Origin of the sequence: Psychrobacter sp. TAE2020 (assembly GCF_018919485.1) — a bacterium.
Taxonomy (GTDB): Bacteria; Pseudomonadota; Gammaproteobacteria; order Pseudomonadales; family Moraxellaceae; genus Psychrobacter.
The window spans coordinates 635,722-656,536 of the sequence record NZ_JAHLMU010000001.1 but is presented as its reverse complement, the minus strand read 5'-3'; the positions used below and the strand labels follow the sequence as shown (position 1 = coordinate 656,536).

Genomic DNA, 20,815 nt, shown 5'->3' with positions numbered 1-20,815 from the left:
AATAGCAGCTTATATAAAGCCATTTCATTGCTCGCTATTAGCTAGTAATAAAAGTTAGTTAATAATAAAGTTTGATGAGCTCAGAACGATACCAATGGATTTTAACGACCTGTCAATAGTTAATCTTACTATTATCGCTAAGGATTACGATGCAAAATATATGGGTAAAACGATTGCTGACGGTAATAGTCAGAAGTACGAGCATAGCGGCAATAGCAGCTACAGCTATTACGTTCTCTATCAGTGCGCAGGCTGCAACTATGACTGAAGGCTTAGTACAGAATTATTCTGCGGCTATGAAAGCGGCAGCTAATAGTAAAAATATCAGTCAAGTATCACGTCTAGTCTCTGATGATGCGCTTATTTCTTTATCTAGAAAGGGCAAGTCTACTAGCTTGGATAAAGAGGCTTATCTAAGACTGTTACAGACAGGATGGAATCAAACTTCAAATTACCGTTATGAGATCAGTATCAATAATATAGTGACTACTGGAGAACAAGCAAAAGCTAACGTGACGACTACTGAGAGCTGGGTTAAAGATGGCCAGAATGTGTCTTTTGTTACTAATTCACGAGTGACATTAACGGTTGCTACTGGTAATGCAGTATTGCTAAGAGCTGTATCACAAGTCACTATTGATTAGAGTGATGGCTATTATAATAAAATGTCTTCAAGTGTAGAGTGGCTTAATCAAGCTAGTGCTCATCGGCCAAGCAATATAAAAGTTAACTTATATTGATTTATACTAAAGGGTGTTGAAGGGTGATAAGTAGACGGTGCTATGGTCGAATGTTCAATACCTATTAATATAAATCTACTACGCTCCCAGTGAGCGTTATCATTTTTTAAATATCTTTTAGATAGCTATGGTTTTTGCTTCGCTTTGCATACTATACTGTCAATTATTCATATCGGTACTCATACTAGCTGCTAGGAAACGCCAATTATCATGTCTAATGTGTTCTTTAAATCTCGCTCATTTATCGCTTTGCCTTTGACGCTAGCGGTATCGACGCTGCTTATCAGCGCTTGTAGTAATACTTCAGCAGTCAAAAATACTGGTGCTACTAATTCATCGCCAGTCATTACTAAGCGTCCTGCTAATCAAACAGCAGCTACTACTCAGCCTAATGTAAATGCTGGTGGTGACTATTCAACTGCCTATTTAGATGCGGAAAGCTTAGATGAGCTAGCGGATTTGCTTGAAGCCAGTGATATGACAATGGTTGAAGGTAATAAACTTGCGATTCAGCAGTATGGTGATTTGTGGGGTCGTTTGCGAGCTGGTTATCGCATGAATAGTGGCAACCCAGTCTATAATCAGCGCATTGAAGGTCAAAAAGGCTGGTTTACTAGCCGACAAGACTATCTAAATCGTCTAACGGCACGGGCAAGTCGCTATCTTTATCATACGGTGCGTGAAGCTGAGCGCCGTAATATTCCAACTGAGCTCGCTCTGTTGCCAGTCATCGAAAGCTCCTATGATCCAGGTGGTACTAGTAGCGCTGCAGCAGCAGGGTTATGGCAGTTCATTCCTAGTACGGGTCGTATCTATGGTCTAAACCAGAGCAGCACCTACGATGGTCGCCGTGATGTTATCGAATCTACACGTGCCGCTTACGACTTTTTGACGGCATTACATAATCAGTTTGGTAGTTGGGAGCTAGCCTTAGCCGCTTATAATGCGGGTCCAGGACGCATACAAAAAGCGATTGATGCCAATAGAGCTCAAGGCTTACCTACCGATTATTGGTCGCTTAGATTACCTACTGAAACTATGAATTATGTGCCACGCTTTTTGGCGGTTGCTGAGATTGTCGCTAATCCAGAGAAGTTTGGGGTTTATCTCCCAGCTATCGCTAACCGTCAGCATTTTCGTAGTGTGCCTGCTAACTATGGTGTCAGTCTGGCTGAAGTAGCCCAAGTGACAGGCGTGAGTTACGATGAGCTTGAAAGACTCAATACGGCGTTAACGTCTTCGCGCATTGATTCATCAGGCCCACAGCGGATCATTATTCCTAATGATGTCGATGTCAATATAGATGCTAAGCTTAGTAGCTTAAGAGGCAACGGCAGTAGTAATGTGATCGCCGCTACGACTACTTTTAATAATAGCCCAACAACTAGCACTCCTAATTATAATAGTAAGCCATATCCTAGCTCGTCATTGCCTGCGACTGGTGGTGGCTTAGCGGCATATGCGTCTAGCGCCAGTGTGCCGCAGCAAACCACCAGCTATATTACACCGACACCAAATCCAACTAGTAGCTCTGTTTATGGTAGTAATACCTCGTTTAATACTGAGCCTCTTATTACTAGTAAAGAGACTAACAAAATCAATGCTGAGCTTAAGAGTAGTAATAGCTTACCAACCACTTCAGCACAGATCACTCGCAACAACACTATTACTCAAGAGCCGCCATTGAGTAAAGAGGAACGTGACTTCATCGCTCAACAGATTCAAATGCAGACCCCTGAGCAGCGTGATATTGTCAGCTCCATCGATGGTAATATCAAGCTATCAGCGATACAGACGCAGCAGTCTATATTAGAAGCTAGTGGTAAAGAGAAGAAACTAAGCTTCCCTACTAAAGCGGCAAGCAAACCAAAACCACAAGGTCAACGTACTACTTATACGGTAAAACGTGGTGATACCTTATCTAATATTGCTAGCCGAGCAGGGGTTAGCTGGCGTGATATTACCGAGTGGAACCAGATAGATGCTAGTACAAATCTGTTATCCGGTAGTACTTTATATCTTTACAACGCCAAAACTATTGCCCCTATTAGTGACACGAGTAGCAGTGCTGCCAGCCAGCCTGACAGCTACGTAGTACAAAGTGGTGACACCTTGATCGGTACTGCCAATCGCTTTGGTTTGTCGGTTACTCAGCTGGCCACTTATAATAATCTAAGCAGCCGTGCTGACTTACTAAGAGGTCAGAAACTTTGGTTAATTCCTGGCAAAGTGACGCCTCCAATCAGTACTCCTGCGGCGCCATCGACTAAGCTTAGCAAGGCTAATGTAGCGACCAAAAATTATAAAGTAAAACCAGGTGACGGACTTATTGCTCTGGCTCGCCAGTTCAATATCTCTACTGAAGCTTTAGCTAGCTTGAATAATATCGGCACTACAGACTCATTGTATGTTGGTCAAACCTTAAAGATTCCTGCAAACGCTAATACTAATATAAGCAGTAGTAGCAGCTCTGCAAGTACTAGCAGCAGCTCAAGTTCAGCAGCTACTAGCAAATATACTGTCAAATCTGGCGAGACTTTGATTGGGATCGCTAATAGTATTGGCGTTAGTGCCGAACAAGTCGCAGCTATTAATAGTAGCTTCGATGCCAACGCTCGCTTGCAACGTGGTCAAACTATCAAAGTGCCGGCTTCTAAAGCGCAAGTTGATAATAAGTTAAACGATAAGCCAATCAGCTATAAAATCCAATCAGGTGATACTTTGACTGGGGTTGCCAAACGCTATAATATCGGCGTCAGTGACTTAGCATCAGCCAATGGCTTGACGACGACTTCAAACTTGATACTAGGTCGCAATATTACTATTCCTGCTGGTGGAAGCAGTAGTAGCTCTGCAAGTACTAGTAGCAGTTCTAACAGTAGTTCGAGTAGTGGCTCAAGTAGTAGTGGCAAAAAGCTGGGCAATACTGAAAATTATAAAGTACAATCTGGTGATGGCTTAATTGCTTTAGCGGGTCGCTTTAAAGTATCAGTTGAAGATCTAGCGGCTACTAATGGTATAGCGGTTAATGCACAACTGCAACGTGGGCAAACTATCAAAGTACCTAAACTGACGGTTAGCTATACGGTCGGCTCTGGCGACAACTTAATCAGCTTAGCTCGTAAATATGGGGTATCGACCCAAGAGCTTGCTGATATGAATAAAATACCAGCGGATACTATGATACAACGTGGCCAACGCTTGACTGTACCCAATCGTTAAAAGTTAAGTTAAGCGATGGTAATTAAAATCTAGCTACAAAAAAAGCTGCTCTTATAGATAAGAGCAGCTTTTTTATTAACGGTTTTTACTTATTAAAGCTTTTTAAGTAGCTGTAGTCTTAATAGTTTCCAGATAGCTCCTGATATTACTCACATAGTGCATAGCTTGTCCATAACGACTATTTGCCGCTTTATTATCTGATAAATACGCATAGACATTGGCCCAGCTCTTATCATCAATATCTTGTGCACGCAACTCGCTTTGAATACGTTTGACAGCATTGGGACCCATATTATAGCCAGCGAGGGCAAACCAAACCCGATCACTTTTGGGCACATCGGTAAAATCAGACTTCATTTCTTCTAAGTAACGAGCACCGCCACCGATGCTTTGATAAGGGTCTATACGATCAGCAACTCCCATAGCTTTTGCAGTGCTATTAGTTAGCATCATAATACCACGCACCCCAGTCGGTGAAACAGCATTAGCGTCTAAATGCGACTCTTGATAACCCATAGCAACCAGTAACTCCCAGTCGTGATTGTACTGCTGAGCTTGCTGTTTAAATGTTGACTGGTAGTTAGGGAGTTTTTCGGTCAAAGTCTGTTGAAAATGTTGCTGGCTATAAGCATCTTTTAATAAATCTTGATTATAAAATGAGGCTAGCTTTTGGGTATTATCAAGCTTAATGCTGTCACATAAAAAGTTACTGGCCTTTTGCGATAATGGATCATCAGTGTTTTTGAATGACCAATTAACTTTAGGGTTTAGGCCATTTTTAGTTAAGCTAGTATCATAACCACAGCTGACATTGATTGAGGGTAGGGCCAACTCATTTCTGAGCTCAGTACTAGCCGTAGTCAAGGCCATATCAGCAGTACCTGATTTTAACGCTTTTAAAGCATCTTCTTCATTAGCATAAGCTTTTAGCGTAATAGTGACCCCCAGCTCATCGGCATAGCTACGTACTAAGTCGTAGCCAAAACCATGTTGGAAACCATCAGTAGCGAAATAAGTGCTATCGCCAGGCACAGCAGCAATAGTCAAAGTCTTATCTGTCATGACATGGTCATAAGTAGAGACTTGATTATTCATAGTCGTCAGACTTTCAGCAGGCAAAGACAGTAAGGCAATACTAGTGACTTGCATAATCTTTTTGGTCTTAGAAAAACGGCTTGACGGAATGAAAGGAACGAGGTTACTTTTAGTGTTAAGTTCACGCCTGGCTGGACGCAGTAAATAATCCATACGGCGTTTAGCACTTTGCGCCGATACTTTGACATGATAAGTAATACGCTGCATAGAGGTCTCCTAATTTTAGCCATCCTGCTCACCCTAAACAGATATTCGACTTATTGAGCTTATTATAAATGCCCAGTTGAATGACGCTGTTAAACAGTAGAACACTCCTCAATTGACCTTAAGCCCATTGAACCAATGAGTGTGGGACTATTTGGTAATATAAAAGCCACTACTAGTTAATAGTAACTATCAGACAGCTATATATTACTTAGGTAAGGTCATGAATAAGTTATTGAAACAAAGATCTAGGCAATAATATCGATTTACTATAAATAATGACTAAAATCGAATTTATGGTCTGGCTGCTGACCAATGATGGCCGTTAACTTTTAATAAGATGCTTAAAAGTCAAAAGCATTAAGGTTTGAGCGGTGTGATCTTGTCCAGAATTGCTTTAAGTTGGCTATTAAAATCTCTATAGTGCCTGCTAATAATATAGTTAACGCTTAACTAGATACAGGCAAGTATATAAGATTATAAAAACTAACCTAGCAATTGCAATATCAGGCGTACAGAAATGGCCGCTGTTAAAATCGACTTTATTTCTATAGTTATAGGACTATGCCACTGTTGAAATTACTGTTAAAAAATAACAGTTAACCACACAGCCCTAAAGCCCCTGATGCTATAACCGGAAGCTACCATTGATGAAAAGTTTCATGACAAAACAGTCTCTTACTATTTCTTTGTATGCGGTCTATCTAATTATCATTCAAGTAAGGTTAACAAAACAGGGAAAAATCTTAACCATTAGGCAGGATTATCTATATCGACAAATGTCACCGTTAGCTTGAACTGCTCAGCGATTAACTCACCCAAAGCCTGAATGCCACCACGTTCGGTAGCATGATGACCACAAGCAAAGTAATCTAGCCCTAACTCACGCGCGCTATGCGTGGTTCTCTCAGATATCTCTCCTGATATATAAGCGTCGCAACCCATAATAGCGGCTTGCTCAATCATATCTTGTGCGCCCCCTGTGCATAGGCCTATACGTTCGATTTTTTTGTTATTAGCATGGTCTAATAAACTTGAATTATCAGCAAGACTGTCACTATGAGTAAAACGATAGTCACTGCAGATATGCAGTGGTGCTCGTCCTAACACTTGAGTAATAGTTGCCGCTAAATCGTCTGCACTCTGCGCTGCACAAGTAGCGATGTTACCGACTGGATGAGACTCATGCGGATACAATGGGCCGCTGATGGTCAGGCCAAGTATTTCAGCAAGCTTGGCATTGTTACCTATCAGCGGATGGGCATCGAGAGGCAAATGATAGGCGATTAACGAAATGCCATTCTGTATGAGCTTACGAATACGTTGGCCTTTGATACCAACGATAGGCTCAGGCTCACCTTTCCAAAAATAACCATGATGTACCATGATAGCATCAGCTTTAGCAGCGATAGCGGCATCGATTAGCGCCTCACAAGCGGTAACCCCAGTGATAATAGTTTTGATAGGCTGACCCGCGTCAACTTGTAGCCCATTAGGAGCATAGTCTTTAAAGGCGGCGCTCGATAAATACTCATCACAAAACTGCACTAAGGCTTGCGCCGTTATTGATTGAGTTACTGATTGAGTTGCTGGCTGGTTTTCTACACTAGTTGCAGAGTTTTTATAGGGCATGATGGTTCCTTGGGCTTAATTTTATTACGGAGATTTTAGCACAATTATAAAACCCTCGAGTTAGCATCCAAACCTAGCAAAGAGACTGCCGCTAACGATTAAGCTATAAGGGCTAGTAGAAAAATAATAGACAAATACACTAACTGAAAAGGTACACGATGCGTGACTCTTTTATGCCAATGCCAGTTATAATTTGCATAGGTGGCAATGTATCTATGGTATACGCTCATTGGCGTTCAACGCATAGCAACTGTTAGTATTTATTCATATAACTTTATAGAGGTCATTTATGTCGTCATTGCCTAATACCAAGAATAAGGCTTTTTTTTGGAAGTGGTTACCTTGGATGTTATTGCTAATCATGATCGCTGGTTTTATTTGGTTATTCATGAGTATGAAGAGCGCATCGAATGCTACTTGGGAGCCGCCTAGAACTACTGCTGCTCAGCAACAAGCCTCAGCTCCTGTCTCGGCAGATAATACCTCAGCGCCTATCTCTTCGTATCACAATGCGGTTGCCCGTGCTTCACAGTCAGTAGTCAATATTTATACTACCCAAACCGTGGCTGAGCATCCTTATATAGATGATCCTGTGATGCGCCAGTATTTCGAAGATAACAATCAACAAGATCAAGGCTCAACTAACCTAGGGTCAGGAGTCATTGTCTCAAAGGATGGTTATATCGTCACTAACGCTCATGTAGTCGAAAAGGCGGACGAGATTACAGTTGCCTTTAGTGATGGTCGTAAGAGTCGTGCTAAGGTTATCGGTACTGATCCAGATAGTGATTTGGCGGTCATTAAAGTAGAGATGACTGGACTTACGCCTTTAGGTTTTCGCGAGTCCCCTATTCGGGTTGGTGATTTAGCACTAGCTATTGGTAATCCATTTGGAGTAGGTCAGACCGTCACCCAAGGTATTATCTCAGCGACTGGTCGTACTGGTCTAGGAGTTAATAAGTTTGAGGACTTTATCCAGACCGATGCTGCTATCAATCCAGGTAACTCAGGGGGAGCACTAGTTGATGCTAATGGCGAGCTAGTCGGTATCAATACGGTTATCTTCTCACGCTCTGGTGGCTCGATGGGTATTGGTTTTGCTATTCCAACCGCTTTAGTTGAGCAAGTAATGAATGCGCTGATCAAAGATGGCCGTGTTAGCCGTGGTTGGTTGGGCATCGAGATTCAATCACAATTGCGTGATCCTACTCAACTTGAAACCTCCACTGGGGTTGAAGTGCTTAAAGTTATTCCACAAGGCCCTGCGGATAAAAGTGGTCTAAAAGTGGGTGATATCATATTGACTATTGATGGTGTTGAGATGACTGATGCCAATAGTCTTATTCAATATGTGGCACGCAAACCCCCTAATACTACATTAGTTACGCAGATTTTACGTAATGGTAAAAATGCCCAAGTCGATGTGCTACTAACAGAACGCCCAGCGCAACAAGTGGTTGAAGTACCAGTAGTCATTAATGAGGGTCTGAGTGGGCAGCCTAACTATCATGGCGAGTCAGAGAATAGACCTATGATGTCAAAAGAAGAGCGCGACCGGATGCGTGAAGAGTTATTAAAGCTATTTGAACAAGACGCTGTCGCTCAGTAGCATCAAGCTAGTAGTAGTCATAAAAAACGCGCTGCCTTTACTAAGACAGCGCATTTTTTATGGCTAGTATTTTTGTGGTGGCGATTAAAATCTTGTAGCAGTTTGCCTGATTTTATTCATCAATAAATTCATGATTAATATAGATAACCCCTTGTACTCGGCAGCAGCAGGGCAGTATCTCGTTGTCTTCAATCATTGCCAAAGGCACAAACGGATAATCAATCGGATGTGAGCTGGCAATACGTCGTACTCGGCAGCTGCCACAGTAGCCTTCTCGGCACTGAAAGTTGACATCGTGCCCCGTACGCAGTAAGCCATCTAGCAGGCTCTCATCGTCATGCAAGTAAAACTGCCGCTTACTAGTCATCACCCATGTCATAATGAATCCTGCATACTAAAAGGGAGTAAATAAAGTGTCTTTTATACTGTAATTATAAAACTCAGTTCTATAGCTAAAGTCCATAAATAAATTCTATATCTTTGCGATAAAGCCCAATTTTATAATTAAGCTTTGTAGCTGATGCTTATCGTTCAATCTTACAATTGAATCTTATAACTCAATCTTATAACTCAAAGTCATCAAAATCGCTGTTAGATAAGTCTGAATCAATCTGACCTACTAAGTAAGAGCTAATCTCTGTCTCTTGTGGCGCTACTTGGACGTTATCAGAAGATAACCAAGTATTGATCCAAGGAATAGGATTAGATTTCGATTTTGGGAACGCTGATGGCAAGCCAACCGCTTCCATACGTAAGTTAGTAATGTATTCGATATATTGGCAAAGAATGTCTTTATTTAGACCGATCATTGAGCCATCTTTAAAGAGATAACCCGCCCATTCTTTTTCTTGCTCAGCGGCTTTACGGAAGATCTCGATACCTTGCTCATGACACTCAGCGGCAATCTCTACCATCTCTGGATCATCTCGACCATTACGCATTAAGTTTAGGATATGCTGAGTACCCGTCAAATGCAGCGCTTCATCACGAGCAATTAGCTTGATGATCTTGGCATTACCTTCCATCAGCTTACGCTCAGCAAAGGCAAACGAGCAAGCGAACGAAACATAAAAACGAATGGCTTCTAAAACGTTAACCGCCATAATACAAAGATACAGCTGTTTCTTTAGCGATCTAAGATCCACAGTAACAGTCTCGCCATTAATATTATGGGTACCGGCACCATACAAGCTATAAAGCTGCGAGTTACGATACAGCTCATCATAATACTGGGCAATATCAGAGGCACGCTCAAGAATATGCTCGTTTTTCATAATATCATCGAACACTAAGCTTGGATCATTGACGATATTACGAATAATATGAGTATAGCTGCGTGAGTGGATAGTCTCGCTAAAAGACCAAGTCTCAATCCAAGTCTCAAGCTCTGGAATCGATACTAGAGGCAATAACACAATATTCGGGCTACGACCTTGGATAGAGTCGAGTAGGGTCTGGTACTTTAGGTTGCTCAAAAATATATGCTGTTCATGCGAGGACAAGTTGCCAAAGTCCATACGATCTTTTGAGACATCGACTTCTTCTGGACGCCAAAAGAAGGACAGTTGCTTTTCGATCAACTGCTCAAAGATAGGGTGCTTTTGTTGGTCATAGCGAGCGATATTGACTGGCTGGCCGAAGAACATAGGCTCTTTCATAGCATCATTTGGCGTTTGATTAAAGATTGAGTAAGTCATGAGGTTGGCCTTTGTTTTTATGCGTTTAGTAGGTGTTGTATACTGTGGTTTTAGCCCAGCAAAAATAAAATTTTGGTTATACTATTATAGATCGTCTAGTGTTACTCGAATAGGTGTTTGCTCGTCATTCATTCGCTGTTCAACTATTTTACCCAGCTCTATATCATCTTGTTCCTCAGAAACATCTACTCCACTCAATATATTTGTCTGTTCATGAATTTCGTAAGTCACCACAACTTCCTTTTTTCATTGATCTTGACTATTTTCCAAAAACAACTATAAATTCTCTAAAGATATCTGCTCTGGTACTTGTTCATTATTCATATAAGCTTTTAGCATTTCGCTTAACTCACCATCATCGAATGACTCTAGTTCATCGATATTATTCTTGCGCAGCGTATCTACTGCTGCTGGTTTTTGCAGCTCTTTTTTGCCCGATTTCTTTATGGGTTTTTTTGCTTGTCTAGGCGCTACTTTTTTAGGGTCTTCGTTCAAGCCTAACTGTTGACGAACTTCTTCGATATCAACAACCACTTCCACTATGCGTGAGTGCCCATCATTTCCATTATTTAGGTCGGAAAATACGTTAGGGATAAACAAACCACCGTCTTTGATGATTGCGGTATAGTGCACGTCTATGACCTCCGTCGTTTTCGTTATTGGTATGTATTTTAATTATAAAAGCTTAAATTCATTGGTTAAATATTATAAAACTTCAGCAGCTAATCCCGCCTACCGCTTGTATCTGCCTAGCCGCTGGCGTGCAGTCTATGGTGTCTGATAGTGTTCCAACGTTCGAGCGACCACTCCCAGCCACAGCCTACAACACCATCGTCGTCGACAGGATACCGCTATAGTCGGGGCTGAACGACCTCCTTAGGGCAGAGTTGGTCTTTCTTACAAGTATCACTATTTATGCTTATTTCGTAGGGTGCTTTTTAAGCACCGTTAAACTTAACTTTCAAACTATGGGTGCGTGGAACGCACCCTACATCACGAGCCAACATAAGCTATAAAGTTAAATATGTTTTTGCGTAGGCTGGGTTTTTAACCCAGCATCTTACTCTTGCAAGGTTACAACGCTGGGTTAAAAACCCAGCCTACAACAACCGCTACGATCTAAGGGTAGGTTGGTGTCGAGGAACGAGACCCAACGGAATTAATGGTCAGTTATTTTTCTATCAAATTCTACAAATCTTAAATCTCTTTATCAATCTTTTCGCCGATTACATTAAGATAGGCTTGCAAATCAATAGCTGGAATAGTACCGATAGCTTGTTGTAAGTAGCGTGTTAATTGCATAAAGAAAGTGATTAAAGAGTTTTCAGGGCGACTAAAATGTATTTCGTTGAATTTTCGTTCTTCATAGTATTCATTTATACGCTTACTAAAATCCTTCTCTTCAGGATTCTCTTTACCACTGTAATCTACAGAAAAACTACCTGTCTCAACAGCACAACCTAAATCAATTGTTTGTAATCCTTTTAGTTTTGATATGTTACTTTCGACTGTCTTATTCTGTTTATAAGTGTTGCTAGTTGCTAATATACCTCCTACTATTTTTGTAAGGGGTCTCGCTGGAAGTAGATTTCCAGAACTAATCATCGATGTAGATGTTCTATCTAACGACCTAACACTAGCTATTTTCTCACCCGCATATTCTATGTTTCCATAAATATCAGGCTTAACTTCAAATACAGCATATACACCTTCAGCAGGAATATAGTGAAAACCATTCTGTGAAAAAATAAAAGGCGTAAAATAATTATCGTATATCACGATATCAATTTGATGGCTAGTATTGCCGTGATAATCAATAACGATAGCTTTATCTACACTATATCGGTTAGGAAGATAATGCTTTAACCATTCAATCCAAGCGTTTTCTAATGCATCACCCTTCGAGCCAGGATGTTCTATAAAGCTTCTATTGGTACTTAATTGAGCTTTCATTTGCTCCTGCATACCTTTAAATAGCTCGGGCAGTTCAATATTACTCATATATTTCTAACCTATTATTGTTAAGAATAAAGAAATTGAAATCCCTCAAACTATTGTTAGTAATACTCAAAATAAGTAAGACAGGATTGTCGATCTTTACATTTTTCTCATGAGCTATGCTAATCATGGCATTTAAATCTGTCGAGCTATACCATGCTTCACCATCTGGATGAGTATGCCACTCACCGATATAGTAGAGTCCTTTGTGTATGAATAGTTTTTCAAACTCGCACTTCAGATAGCCAGACTCTCTAGTAAACTCAATTCGACTACTCTTAAAAATCCCTGCTGTGATAGATTGTTGAATATGTAAGGTTTTAAAGTCATGAGAATATTTGCCAATCAAAAAACCGCCATACTCTTTGGGGTAGTGCCCACAGCTTGACTGATAAATACTTTCTAACAAGCTATCATCAACAACTAACTTCAGGTTCTTATAGTGCCTAGTAATAGTCAAAACTTACTCACTTTTAAGCATTCGCCGTTATCATGATAGTTGATAACAAAATTCCTTAATTCATGATTGTCAGTCATATTATTAATTTGTTTTAAAGCAAATTGTACAAGGGTAGAGATATCATTATAAGAAGCTCTAAAAGTCGGACTCCAACAACCTATAGGGTTATATAAGTCTTCAACGTCATTCTCTAAAATACTATCAAACTGATGTCTAACAAACTTATAAGTATTTGGCGATATGCCACAAACTAGTGATTGAGCATGATTAGTAACAGATAAGTTGATAATATTAGCTGTAATATTAAGACTATCTAAGATATGCATCAAATCATCGTCAGTAGAACAATCAAATATGTAATCATAGTTTGATAATTCTTTTTCAAGTTTATTAGAAAGAAGTTTAGCGTAAGGTTCAGACTTAAGGTGTTCTGTAATAAGACTTCTTGTTGCTCTGACTTCCACAAACGGTGATATTCTATAAAGCAAGTCGCATAGCTCATCTACCTTATTATTGTAAGGGTACATAAATTCATATTCTGAACGACAAATATTCTCAGGTTCCTTAATATCGTAATCGACCAAAAATATATTTTTACACCCACATCTTACTAATGTTTTAGAAACATTACTGCCAACTGCACCAACACCAATAATTAATATCTTCGAATTAGTCAATACTTCACTAAACGCACCACGACCAAAAAAATATGAATAAGAAGAGTTATTCGTTATTGCCCAATTTATTACAGTATCTTTTAAAATATACTGCTCTTGATTCTCAATATTAATTTTACTTTCAAAAAAAACTTCATCTATGCTTACTAAAGCTACTTGCCAGTGCGCTTCATTGTTTGCAGTGTCAAAACCTATAAAAATAGGCAGTGGTTTAGATGTATCGAAGCTACTGCTATTTAAAAAAATATACTTCCATAAATAACTCAAAAAATCTTGACTAAATTTTCCATTAAATTGTGACCAGTTATTGAATGAAAATCGTTGATTAACAGCTGGCGCTTCTTCCAAAAAAATGTATATACCTTGTTCACTGCTACTTGCTTTAAGATAGTAATTACTCCAGTCGCAATCTTTTATAGTAGGTTGAGCTGAGTCATTGAAACTTTGAACAAGGTGGTTATTAATAGTGTACTGGTTATAGTTGGAGTTAGACAATAGTTTGATAGAGACTGTACCAAACTCACCTTTTTTAAAGCCTTCTTCTATATTAGTAAATTGATAAGAGTAAAAGCTACTATCGAACTTACTATTATCAACTATTAAATGCTCATAATGACTATCTGTTTCTTCTTTGATTATATATTTAGTAATCCAGCATTTGATAGCATTAAAGTCCTGCATTAACTTTTGTCTAAAATCAATACAATGTTCATTATGAAAACATACTGAGCCATTACTCATTACATGACTATATTCAATCAGATCAAGATTATTAAAGCTTATGGTTTCAGAACCACTAAATTTAAATGGATATTGAGAATTGATTGTTACTTCAAAAGTTATTTCTTCGTTAAGGCCCTCAAAGTCAAAAGCTATATTGAAACTTACGAGATTTTTATCGAAGTTAAAATCTCGTAAGTTAGATACGTAGCTTATGCTACTAATAGTATCTAGTAGCTCTTCTCTAGAGAATCTCATATCTAACCAAAACGCTGTGTAGATGAAGGAGTAGAAACTGGGCTAGCTCCAGCAACACCATAGCTCAAACTATTATTGTTAGCTTCTTCAGAAAATTTCTCGTTTTTATCGAAATAGTATTCAATTTGTTTTTCGTTGTTCTCAATATTGGTTAGCATGAATTCAAAATCACTTTTTAATAATGTTTTTTGATATGAATCTAATGTACTCATTAAATCATTGTTGCTGTTACCCGGGTCAGGCAGTTTAAATGTAGAACTTTCAATATTATCTACAATATATTGGAGAACAGTCTTAAATTGTTCCCATAAATTACCTGTAGGTAAGGTACTGTCATAAGCTTTGATAACTAAAATTTCAAAGAAAAATGACTTATATTTCTTAGATTTTTGAAATTTCCAGATCTTCAGCAATCTAATAATTTTTCGTTCATTATCCTTACCATTTATATGATTAATCTGACTTTGGATATTAGTTTTTAAATACCCAGTCTCCGATGGATCTAAGGAGTTGATATGAAGGTTTAGGTTTCTTGTTTCGGCATAGCCATCTATTCGTGTTTCTCGAGCAGGTACAATATCTATATCAATACCATCTTCTTCAAAGGCTAGTCCAATAGAAACACCTTGCTTTCGAACAGTAGTTCTATCATTAAATTTATCATTTAACTTGTCATAAATATCACTGAACATATCTTCTAATGTATTAAAGCTTTTATATTTAAAAGGTACAACTGCATCTAAATCAAACTTTGTATTAACAGCAGTATGTTTACTATAAGACCCTGAATCAAAAGGACTATAAATTTTGCTACCGTATTCGGCATTTAAGAAATCTTTAATTTCATTACGTCTATCTCTGTATTTATCAAAAACATCTTTTATGTGCTTCATCTTATGTGTTTCAAGTACTTCTTGCAGGTAGTTACTTTTATAGTCAGCCATTATCTTAGTCCTTTAAATAGTGTTCACAAATCCATCTCAATAAATTAGTACTGGATAGCAGGCTTAACCTTAAAGCTAAACCCGCCATCCATCAGAAATTCTATTTTAAGAATTTCTCTTGCGACCCTAAAATTGACATGCAATTTTTTAACGGTTCTCAAATCTTACAAGCGCCACCAGCACAATCATCTTCCATATCGGCTTGGGCGTCGTTGGCACCATCACGAGTGTTGTGATAATACAAAGTTTTTACGCCTAGCTTATACGCCGTCAACAAGTCTTGTAGGAGCACTTTCATCGGCACGCGGCCCCCTTCATAGTGTGATGGGTCATAGTTAGTATTAGCTGAGATACTTTGATCGACAAACTTTTGCATAACAGCCACTAGCTTGAGGTAGCCATCATTGTTAGGCATTTGCCATAGTAGCTCGTACTGACTACCTAGCTTTTCAATCTCAGGCACTACTTGCTTTAAGATGCCATCTTTTGACGCTTTAATAGACACTAAGCCGCGTGGTGGCTCGATGCCATTAGTAGCGTTGGCAATCTGACTAGAAGTCTCAGACGGCATCAAGGCAGTCAAAGTCGAGTTGCGCAGACCATGAGTAGTGATCTCGGTACGCAAAGTTTCCCAATCAAGATGCAATGGCTCTTGGCAGATTTTATCAAGATCCTTTTTATACGTATCAATCGGTAAGATACCTTGCGAATAAGTGGTCTCATTAAAAGCTGGGCAAGCGCCTTGCTCTTTTGCTAATTTATTGGAGGCTTTTAAGAGATAGAATTGCAAGGCTTCAAAGGTTTGATGCGTCAGACCAAGCGCACTACCATCTGAATAGCGTACGCCATTCTTAGCAAGGTAATAAGCATAGTTGATCACTCCGACACCTAAGGTACGGCGACGCATACTGCCGTTCTCAGCAGCTTTGACCGGATAGTCTTGATAATCAAGTAGGGCGTCAAGAGCACGGACGATCAGCTCAGCTGGCTCTTCGATATCGCTGACCTGCTCAACTTTGCCTAAGTTAACCGCTGATAGAGTACACAGAGCAATTTCGCCTGCTTCGTCATTGATGTTATCGAGTGGCTTAGTCGGTAGCGCAATCTCCATACATAGGTTGGACTGGCGGATAGGCGCCACAGTGGGGTCAAACGGGCTATGAGTATTGCAATGATCGACGTTTTGAATGTAGATACGACCAGTGCTGGCACGCTCTTGCATCATTAAGCTGAACAGTTCCGTCGCTGGAATCTTACGCTGACGAATAGACTCGTCATTCTCATACTTAGTATATAGCTCTTCAAACTTATCTTGATCTTCAAAGAACGCATCGTACAAGCCCGGAGTATCGCCCGGTGAGAAGATAGTGATGTCTTGGCCTTTGATTAGGCGAGTGTACATAGTCTTGTTTAGCTGTACGCCATAATCCATGTGACGGACACGGTTGTCCTCAACGCCACGGTTATTCTTCAGTACTAATAGCGACTCAACTTCTAGATGCCATAACGGATAGAATAGGGTAGCCGCACCGCCCCGTACGCCGCCTTGTGAGCAACATTTGACCGCAGTTTGGAATAGCTTGTAAAAAGGCACACAGCCAGTATGTTGAGCTTCGCCGCCACGGATAGGGCTACCAAGGGCACGAATACGGCCAGCATTGATGCCGATGCCAGCGCGCTGCGAGACATAGCGTACGATGGCGCTAGTAGTGGCGTTGATAGAGTCAAGGCTGTCACCACATTCAATCAGTACGCAGGAGCTAAACTGGCGTGATGGGGTGCGCACACCAGACATAATCGGCGTAGGTAGCGAGATCTTAAACTGTGAGGTGGCATCATAAAAACGCTTTACATAGTCCATACGCTCAGCTCTATCGTAGCTAGCGAACAGACACATGCCTACTAGCACATACAAGAATTGCGGGCTCTCATATACAGTCTTAGTGACGCGATCTTGCACTAAGTATTTACCAGCCATTTGCTCAACAGCAGCATAAGCCAAATTCATATCACGCCAGTGATCGATGTAATCATTAAGCTCATCAAACTCTTCACGGCTATAATCAGCTAGAATATGGGCATCATATTTACCAGCATCGGTTAAGGTTTTGACTTGGTCATATAAATGCGGTGGGGTAAATTTGTTATAAGCGATTTTGCGCAGATGGAAGATAGCCAAACGTGCGGCTAGATACTGATAATCAGGAGTAGATTCTGATATCAAGTCAGCAGCAGACTTAATAATAGTCTCATGGATATCACGAGTCTTGATACCTTCATAAAACTGAATATGCGACTTTAGCTCAACTTGTGATACCGACACATTATCTAACTTGTGAGCTGCCCACTCGATAACTTTATGGATTTTATCTAAATCAATAGGCTCTAAACGTCCATCGCGTTTGGTCACTTGAATCTGGTCGATATGTGTCATGCTACCCTCGTAAATAATTGCTTATATTATTCGCCAAGCGGTTAAGTCCGCGAAGCGTTTATTATCAAATGAATAATCAAACTACTAATAATCAACAGCTTAGCTGAGCTTTTTAAGGCAAAAACAGGCTACTGCTCACTATAGTGATAAAAATCACTGAGCACTACATATAGCGTGTTTATTAGTAGGTAGGCACAATATAGCGGGAAAATTTTGAAAATACTAGGTTGATTTTATATGTATTATATGTTGCGAGTAGAGCCGATTGGCTGGTTTTTGCTCTAAAGAACGATGGGGCAAGGGCTAGGCAGAATTAACAAAATATTAAAATAATTTATAAAAAATAGATTGGGTTTTGCTTTATTGAGCTTGGCATATTTGTCAAGAATAATAGTAATTATTATAGCGATAATAAGCCTAAAATTAGCGGAGCTGATTGTAGCGCAAATCGTAAAAAATCGCCACCCATAAGAGTGACGATAGTGATGCTAAAAAGTTATTTCTATATTTTGTTAATGTCTTATTTCACTAATGGCTTTGCAGCTTATACCACCATGCGTACGGTTTTTGCCTCATCAAGAGCAGCATAAAGGCTGTTAACTTGCTCGGCAGTAGTCAAATATAGATTGACACGGGCAGAGTGAAAACGACCGGTTTTTGAAGGTTTAACTTCGATAGAAGCTAGATCAAAATCGGGGAACTGGCTACCTAAAATTAGCTTTATTTCATTTAGTAAGCTCTCATGCTCACCTTCATGACCAATAATGCTCATCGGATAATCCATTGGGAAGTCCCATAATTCTGGGTTCTGGATATCCGTTTTTTTGCCTTTTAAGTTATCGGTACTGTTCTCTAATTCGGCTATATTGAGCTCTTTTTTAGTGGTTTGTTGCTTATCACTCATTAGGTAATCCTTATGGCTAATTTCAGTTTTAATTTCAGTTTTAATTTCAGTTTTAATTTCAGTTTTAATTCAACTTCTCAAGGCAATGCACTATAGTAAATTTTTTGCGTGACACCTTTAATAGGTGAAAACAGCAGCCACAAAAAAGCTGAGAGCGACTCAGTCTTTCGATGTATTTAACTTTTTGTTAGGCATGACTAATGATAGTAGCTGTTGTATGCATGGTTTATAGTGGCAGTTAAGCGGTTATTCAAGGGTTGTAAGGGTAAAGGCAATAGGCCGTTACCGTAAAGCGCCGGTTGATCTTTATCTACCTAAAGGCTAGCTATGCTTGCACCACTTAAGCTAGGCTCTTGGCATTAACAGAGATGGGCTGCCAAAAATAGTCATCAGTTAGCTATTTTTTAGAAGCACAGATAGCCACATAGTCGCCACGGTCATAACCTACAAGCACTTCTTGTACCTTATCGTTGGCGTACATAGGGTGAGTGAGTAAAGTCTGCGCATACTGAAAGTCGACGAAGCCATTGCTTTGCATAAGGGCGATTTTTTCATCAGAGGTGCGCCAGTTGGCCGATTTAACCAACTCGATAGGATAAGGGTCGGCGGGTGCTATATGCTCAAGTAGCGGGTGTTGCCAAGTGTCTAATGAGCTGGCCAAGTTGTATAAGCTGGCAAAGCCACTCTCCTTTGGTACATCGATAAGCACCAGCTTACCGCCACGCTTTAAGGCAGCAAAAGCTTTTTTAATACACAAGTCTAAATCAGTAATATAGCTGACACTGCCATTGAACATAATGATATCGAACTTATTGGCCTCAATCTCACATGTTTCCGCAGGACTGATATCGACTTCAATACCGCGCTTTTCAGCGACTTCTGCCATATCTTTTGAAGGCTCAATGCCGTGTTTGATATGGATGTCATAGTCCTTCGCCAACAGCATCTCAAACAAGCCACTACCACAGCCAACAGATAAGATCTCACTGTGCTTATCCAAAAAATGGGCGACTAATTTTAACTCGCTAGTAAGTAAATTCTGGTTATCAAAAAACCAGCTGTCGTAGGCGCTTGCGTGTTCATCGAATGCAGCCATGATAGTTATCCTCCAAAAGGTTTATAGTGATGGGTTGATACAATAATTAACTAAGTCCGATCTAAAGCCATTTGCCAAAAATTAACTTCCATCCGTGAGGCGGTGTTAAATAACTGTTGAAATTTGTCTGCTTGCGAGGGGCTTGCTTGGGCTAATAACTGATTAATATAAGCCTCGTTTTGGATGGTGATCGCCTGAAAGTCATCGCTAGCAAAGACATCAATCCATAATTGGTAAGGATTATTGGCAATAAATCCCTGAGCTTTAAGGCGTTTACCGATTTCGCCATAGCCCATCAAGCAAGGAGCAATAGCGGCATAGAGCTCAGCAAGGGAGCCTGACATAGCGGCATCTAACAGATAGCGGCTATAAGCGATAGTGGCGACAGATTCAGCCGTGTTTTCTACCTCTTCTACTTTTATGCCCCACTGCTGACAAAAATCTAAATACATGCCTATTTCCATATCTAGCATAGCGTTAATGCCTGATTGCCCGATACGCATTTGGGCTAGCGTAGTGCTTTTGTAGACGCTTAAAGCCATTATCCGAGTGTAGTGCAACAAATATAAATAGTCTTGCACTAAGTAATGGCGAAAGCTGTCAGGATCGAGAGTACCTGCGGCGAGCTGATTGACGAAGTCATGCTGAACGTAACTATCCCAAGTCGGGCAGTTATCACGTAAGATTTGATAGTTCATAAGATTAAGAGACCTATAAAAAGTGTAAAGCTATTGTCGACATCAATTAGCAATCAGTCATCAGTGAGGCTGCACGTATAAGCTAGTGACAAAGTTGTTAGCTTAGGCTGCAATAAGCACAAATAAGTAGCACAAGCAAAATAATAACGAGGGTTAAAATAAGTACTTAGCAGGTAATGAGCAAGCAATGAGTAGGCAATGAGCATGCAAAAAACAGCTACAAAAAAACCTCAGCCGTTTATAGTGAATAAACGACTAAGGTTTTACTAAAAGGTATGGGCAAAGAGTCACGCTTGTTTCCTACGTCAGTGTTAACTGCATCAGGTTCGCGGGTAATTCTCAGCAATGGTTATCATAGTGCCACTAGAGCCAAAATAAGCTCTAAAAGGGACATCTAATAGCCAAAGCACCCCGACAAGGTTGGCTG

17 protein-coding genes and 1 riboswitch are annotated in these 20,815 nt (G+C 40.0%); of the genes, 3 read left to right on the top strand and 14 right to left on the bottom strand.

Features of this window, described 5'->3' with window-relative positions; genetic code table 11:
- Window positions 1-149: 149 nt before the first annotated feature.
- The gene (locus KPY62_RS02555) at window positions 150-644 is read left to right on the top strand and encodes a hypothetical protein (protein ID WP_216580690.1); all 495 of its coding nucleotides are present in this window, start codon (window positions 150-152) and stop codon (window positions 642-644) included.
- 306 nt (window positions 645-950) lie between these two features.
- Window positions 951-3,962, top strand: a complete 3,012-nt coding sequence (locus KPY62_RS02550) for a LysM peptidoglycan-binding domain-containing protein (RefSeq protein WP_216580689.1) — start codon at window positions 951-953, stop codon at window positions 3,960-3,962.
- A gap of 102 nt (window positions 3,963-4,064) precedes the next feature.
- Here KPY62_RS02550 and KPY62_RS02545 read toward each other — a convergent pair whose 3' ends face one another.
- Both KPY62_RS02545 and KPY62_RS02540 read right to left on the bottom strand, forming a co-directional pair.
- Complete coding sequence (locus KPY62_RS02545) at window positions 4,065-5,264, bottom strand: transglycosylase SLT domain-containing protein (protein WP_216580688.1); 1,200 nt, start codon at window positions 5,262-5,264, stop codon at window positions 4,065-4,067.
- A 750-nt stretch (window positions 5,265-6,014) separates the two neighbouring features.
- Complete coding sequence (locus KPY62_RS02540) at window positions 6,015-6,893, bottom strand: Nif3-like dinuclear metal center hexameric protein (protein WP_216580687.1); 879 nt, start codon at window positions 6,891-6,893, stop codon at window positions 6,015-6,017.
- 289 nt (window positions 6,894-7,182) lie between these two features.
- Here KPY62_RS02540 and KPY62_RS02535 point away from each other — a divergent pair, with 289 nt between their 5' ends.
- Window positions 7,183-8,502: a S1C family serine protease gene (locus tag KPY62_RS02535; protein ID WP_216580686.1), complete on the top strand. Its 1,320-nt coding sequence runs from the start codon at window positions 7,183-7,185 to the stop codon at window positions 8,500-8,502.
- A gap of 112 nt (window positions 8,503-8,614) precedes the next feature.
- Here KPY62_RS02535 and yfaE read toward each other — a convergent pair whose 3' ends face one another.
- The 12 genes from yfaE to tenA form a co-directional block, all read right to left on the bottom strand.
- Window positions 8,615-8,881: a class I ribonucleotide reductase maintenance protein YfaE gene (gene yfaE / locus KPY62_RS02530; protein WP_216580685.1), complete on the bottom strand. Its 267-nt coding sequence runs from the start codon at window positions 8,879-8,881 to the stop codon at window positions 8,615-8,617.
- A 184-nt stretch (window positions 8,882-9,065) separates the two neighbouring features.
- Window positions 9,066-10,199 (bottom strand): class Ia ribonucleoside-diphosphate reductase subunit beta, encoded by a 1,134-nt coding sequence (gene nrdB / locus KPY62_RS02525; protein WP_216580684.1) that lies wholly within the window; start codon window positions 10,197-10,199, stop codon window positions 9,066-9,068.
- 84 nt (window positions 10,200-10,283) lie between these two features.
- The gene (locus tag KPY62_RS02520; protein ID WP_216580683.1) at window positions 10,284-10,430 is read right to left on the bottom strand and encodes a hypothetical protein; all 147 of its coding nucleotides are present in this window, start codon (window positions 10,428-10,430) and stop codon (window positions 10,284-10,286) included.
- Between the two features lie 45 nt (window positions 10,431-10,475).
- Window positions 10,476-10,832 (bottom strand): hypothetical protein, encoded by a 357-nt coding sequence (locus KPY62_RS02515; RefSeq protein WP_216580682.1) that lies wholly within the window; start codon window positions 10,830-10,832, stop codon window positions 10,476-10,478.
- A 564-nt stretch (window positions 10,833-11,396) separates the two neighbouring features.
- Window positions 11,397-12,200 carry a DUF6602 domain-containing protein gene (locus KPY62_RS02510; protein ID WP_216580681.1) on the bottom strand — a complete coding sequence of 268 codons (804 nt, stop codon included), beginning with the start codon at window positions 12,198-12,200 and terminating at the stop codon, window positions 11,397-11,399.
- Window positions 12,193-12,657 (bottom strand): Mov34/MPN/PAD-1 family protein, encoded by a 465-nt coding sequence (locus KPY62_RS02505; protein WP_228730532.1) that lies wholly within the window; start codon window positions 12,655-12,657, stop codon window positions 12,193-12,195. The genes KPY62_RS02510 and KPY62_RS02505 overlap by 8 nt, the downstream gene beginning before the upstream one ends.
- A complete protein-coding gene (locus tag KPY62_RS02500) occupies window positions 12,654-14,312 on the bottom strand; it encodes a ThiF family adenylyltransferase (protein ID WP_216580680.1) in 1,659 nt (552 codons plus the stop codon). The genes KPY62_RS02505 and KPY62_RS02500 overlap by 4 nt, the downstream gene beginning before the upstream one ends.
- A 2-nt stretch (window positions 14,313-14,314) precedes the next feature.
- Window positions 14,315-15,256, bottom strand: coding sequence for a nucleotidyltransferase (locus KPY62_RS02495; protein ID WP_216580679.1), 942 nt, complete (start codon window positions 15,254-15,256; stop codon window positions 14,315-14,317).
- A 157-nt stretch (window positions 15,257-15,413) separates the two neighbouring features.
- Window positions 15,414-17,690, bottom strand: a complete 2,277-nt coding sequence (nrdA, locus tag KPY62_RS02490) for a class 1a ribonucleoside-diphosphate reductase subunit alpha (RefSeq protein WP_216580678.1) — start codon at window positions 17,688-17,690, stop codon at window positions 15,414-15,416.
- Between the two features lie 544 nt (window positions 17,691-18,234).
- Window positions 18,235-18,594, bottom strand: a complete 360-nt coding sequence (locus tag KPY62_RS02485) for a YbeD family protein (RefSeq protein ID WP_227677302.1) — start codon at window positions 18,592-18,594, stop codon at window positions 18,235-18,237.
- A 397-nt stretch (window positions 18,595-18,991) separates the two neighbouring features.
- Window positions 18,992-19,690 carry a class I SAM-dependent DNA methyltransferase gene (locus KPY62_RS02480; RefSeq protein WP_216580677.1) on the bottom strand — a complete coding sequence of 233 codons (699 nt, stop codon included), beginning with the start codon at window positions 19,688-19,690 and terminating at the stop codon, window positions 18,992-18,994.
- Between the two features lie 50 nt (window positions 19,691-19,740).
- Complete coding sequence (tenA, locus tag KPY62_RS02475) at window positions 19,741-20,388, bottom strand: thiaminase II (protein ID WP_216580676.1); 648 nt, start codon at window positions 20,386-20,388, stop codon at window positions 19,741-19,743.
- A 280-nt stretch (window positions 20,389-20,668) separates the two neighbouring features.
- Window positions 20,669-20,812: riboswitch (TPP riboswitch) on the bottom strand.
- Window positions 20,813-20,815 lie beyond the last annotated feature (3 nt).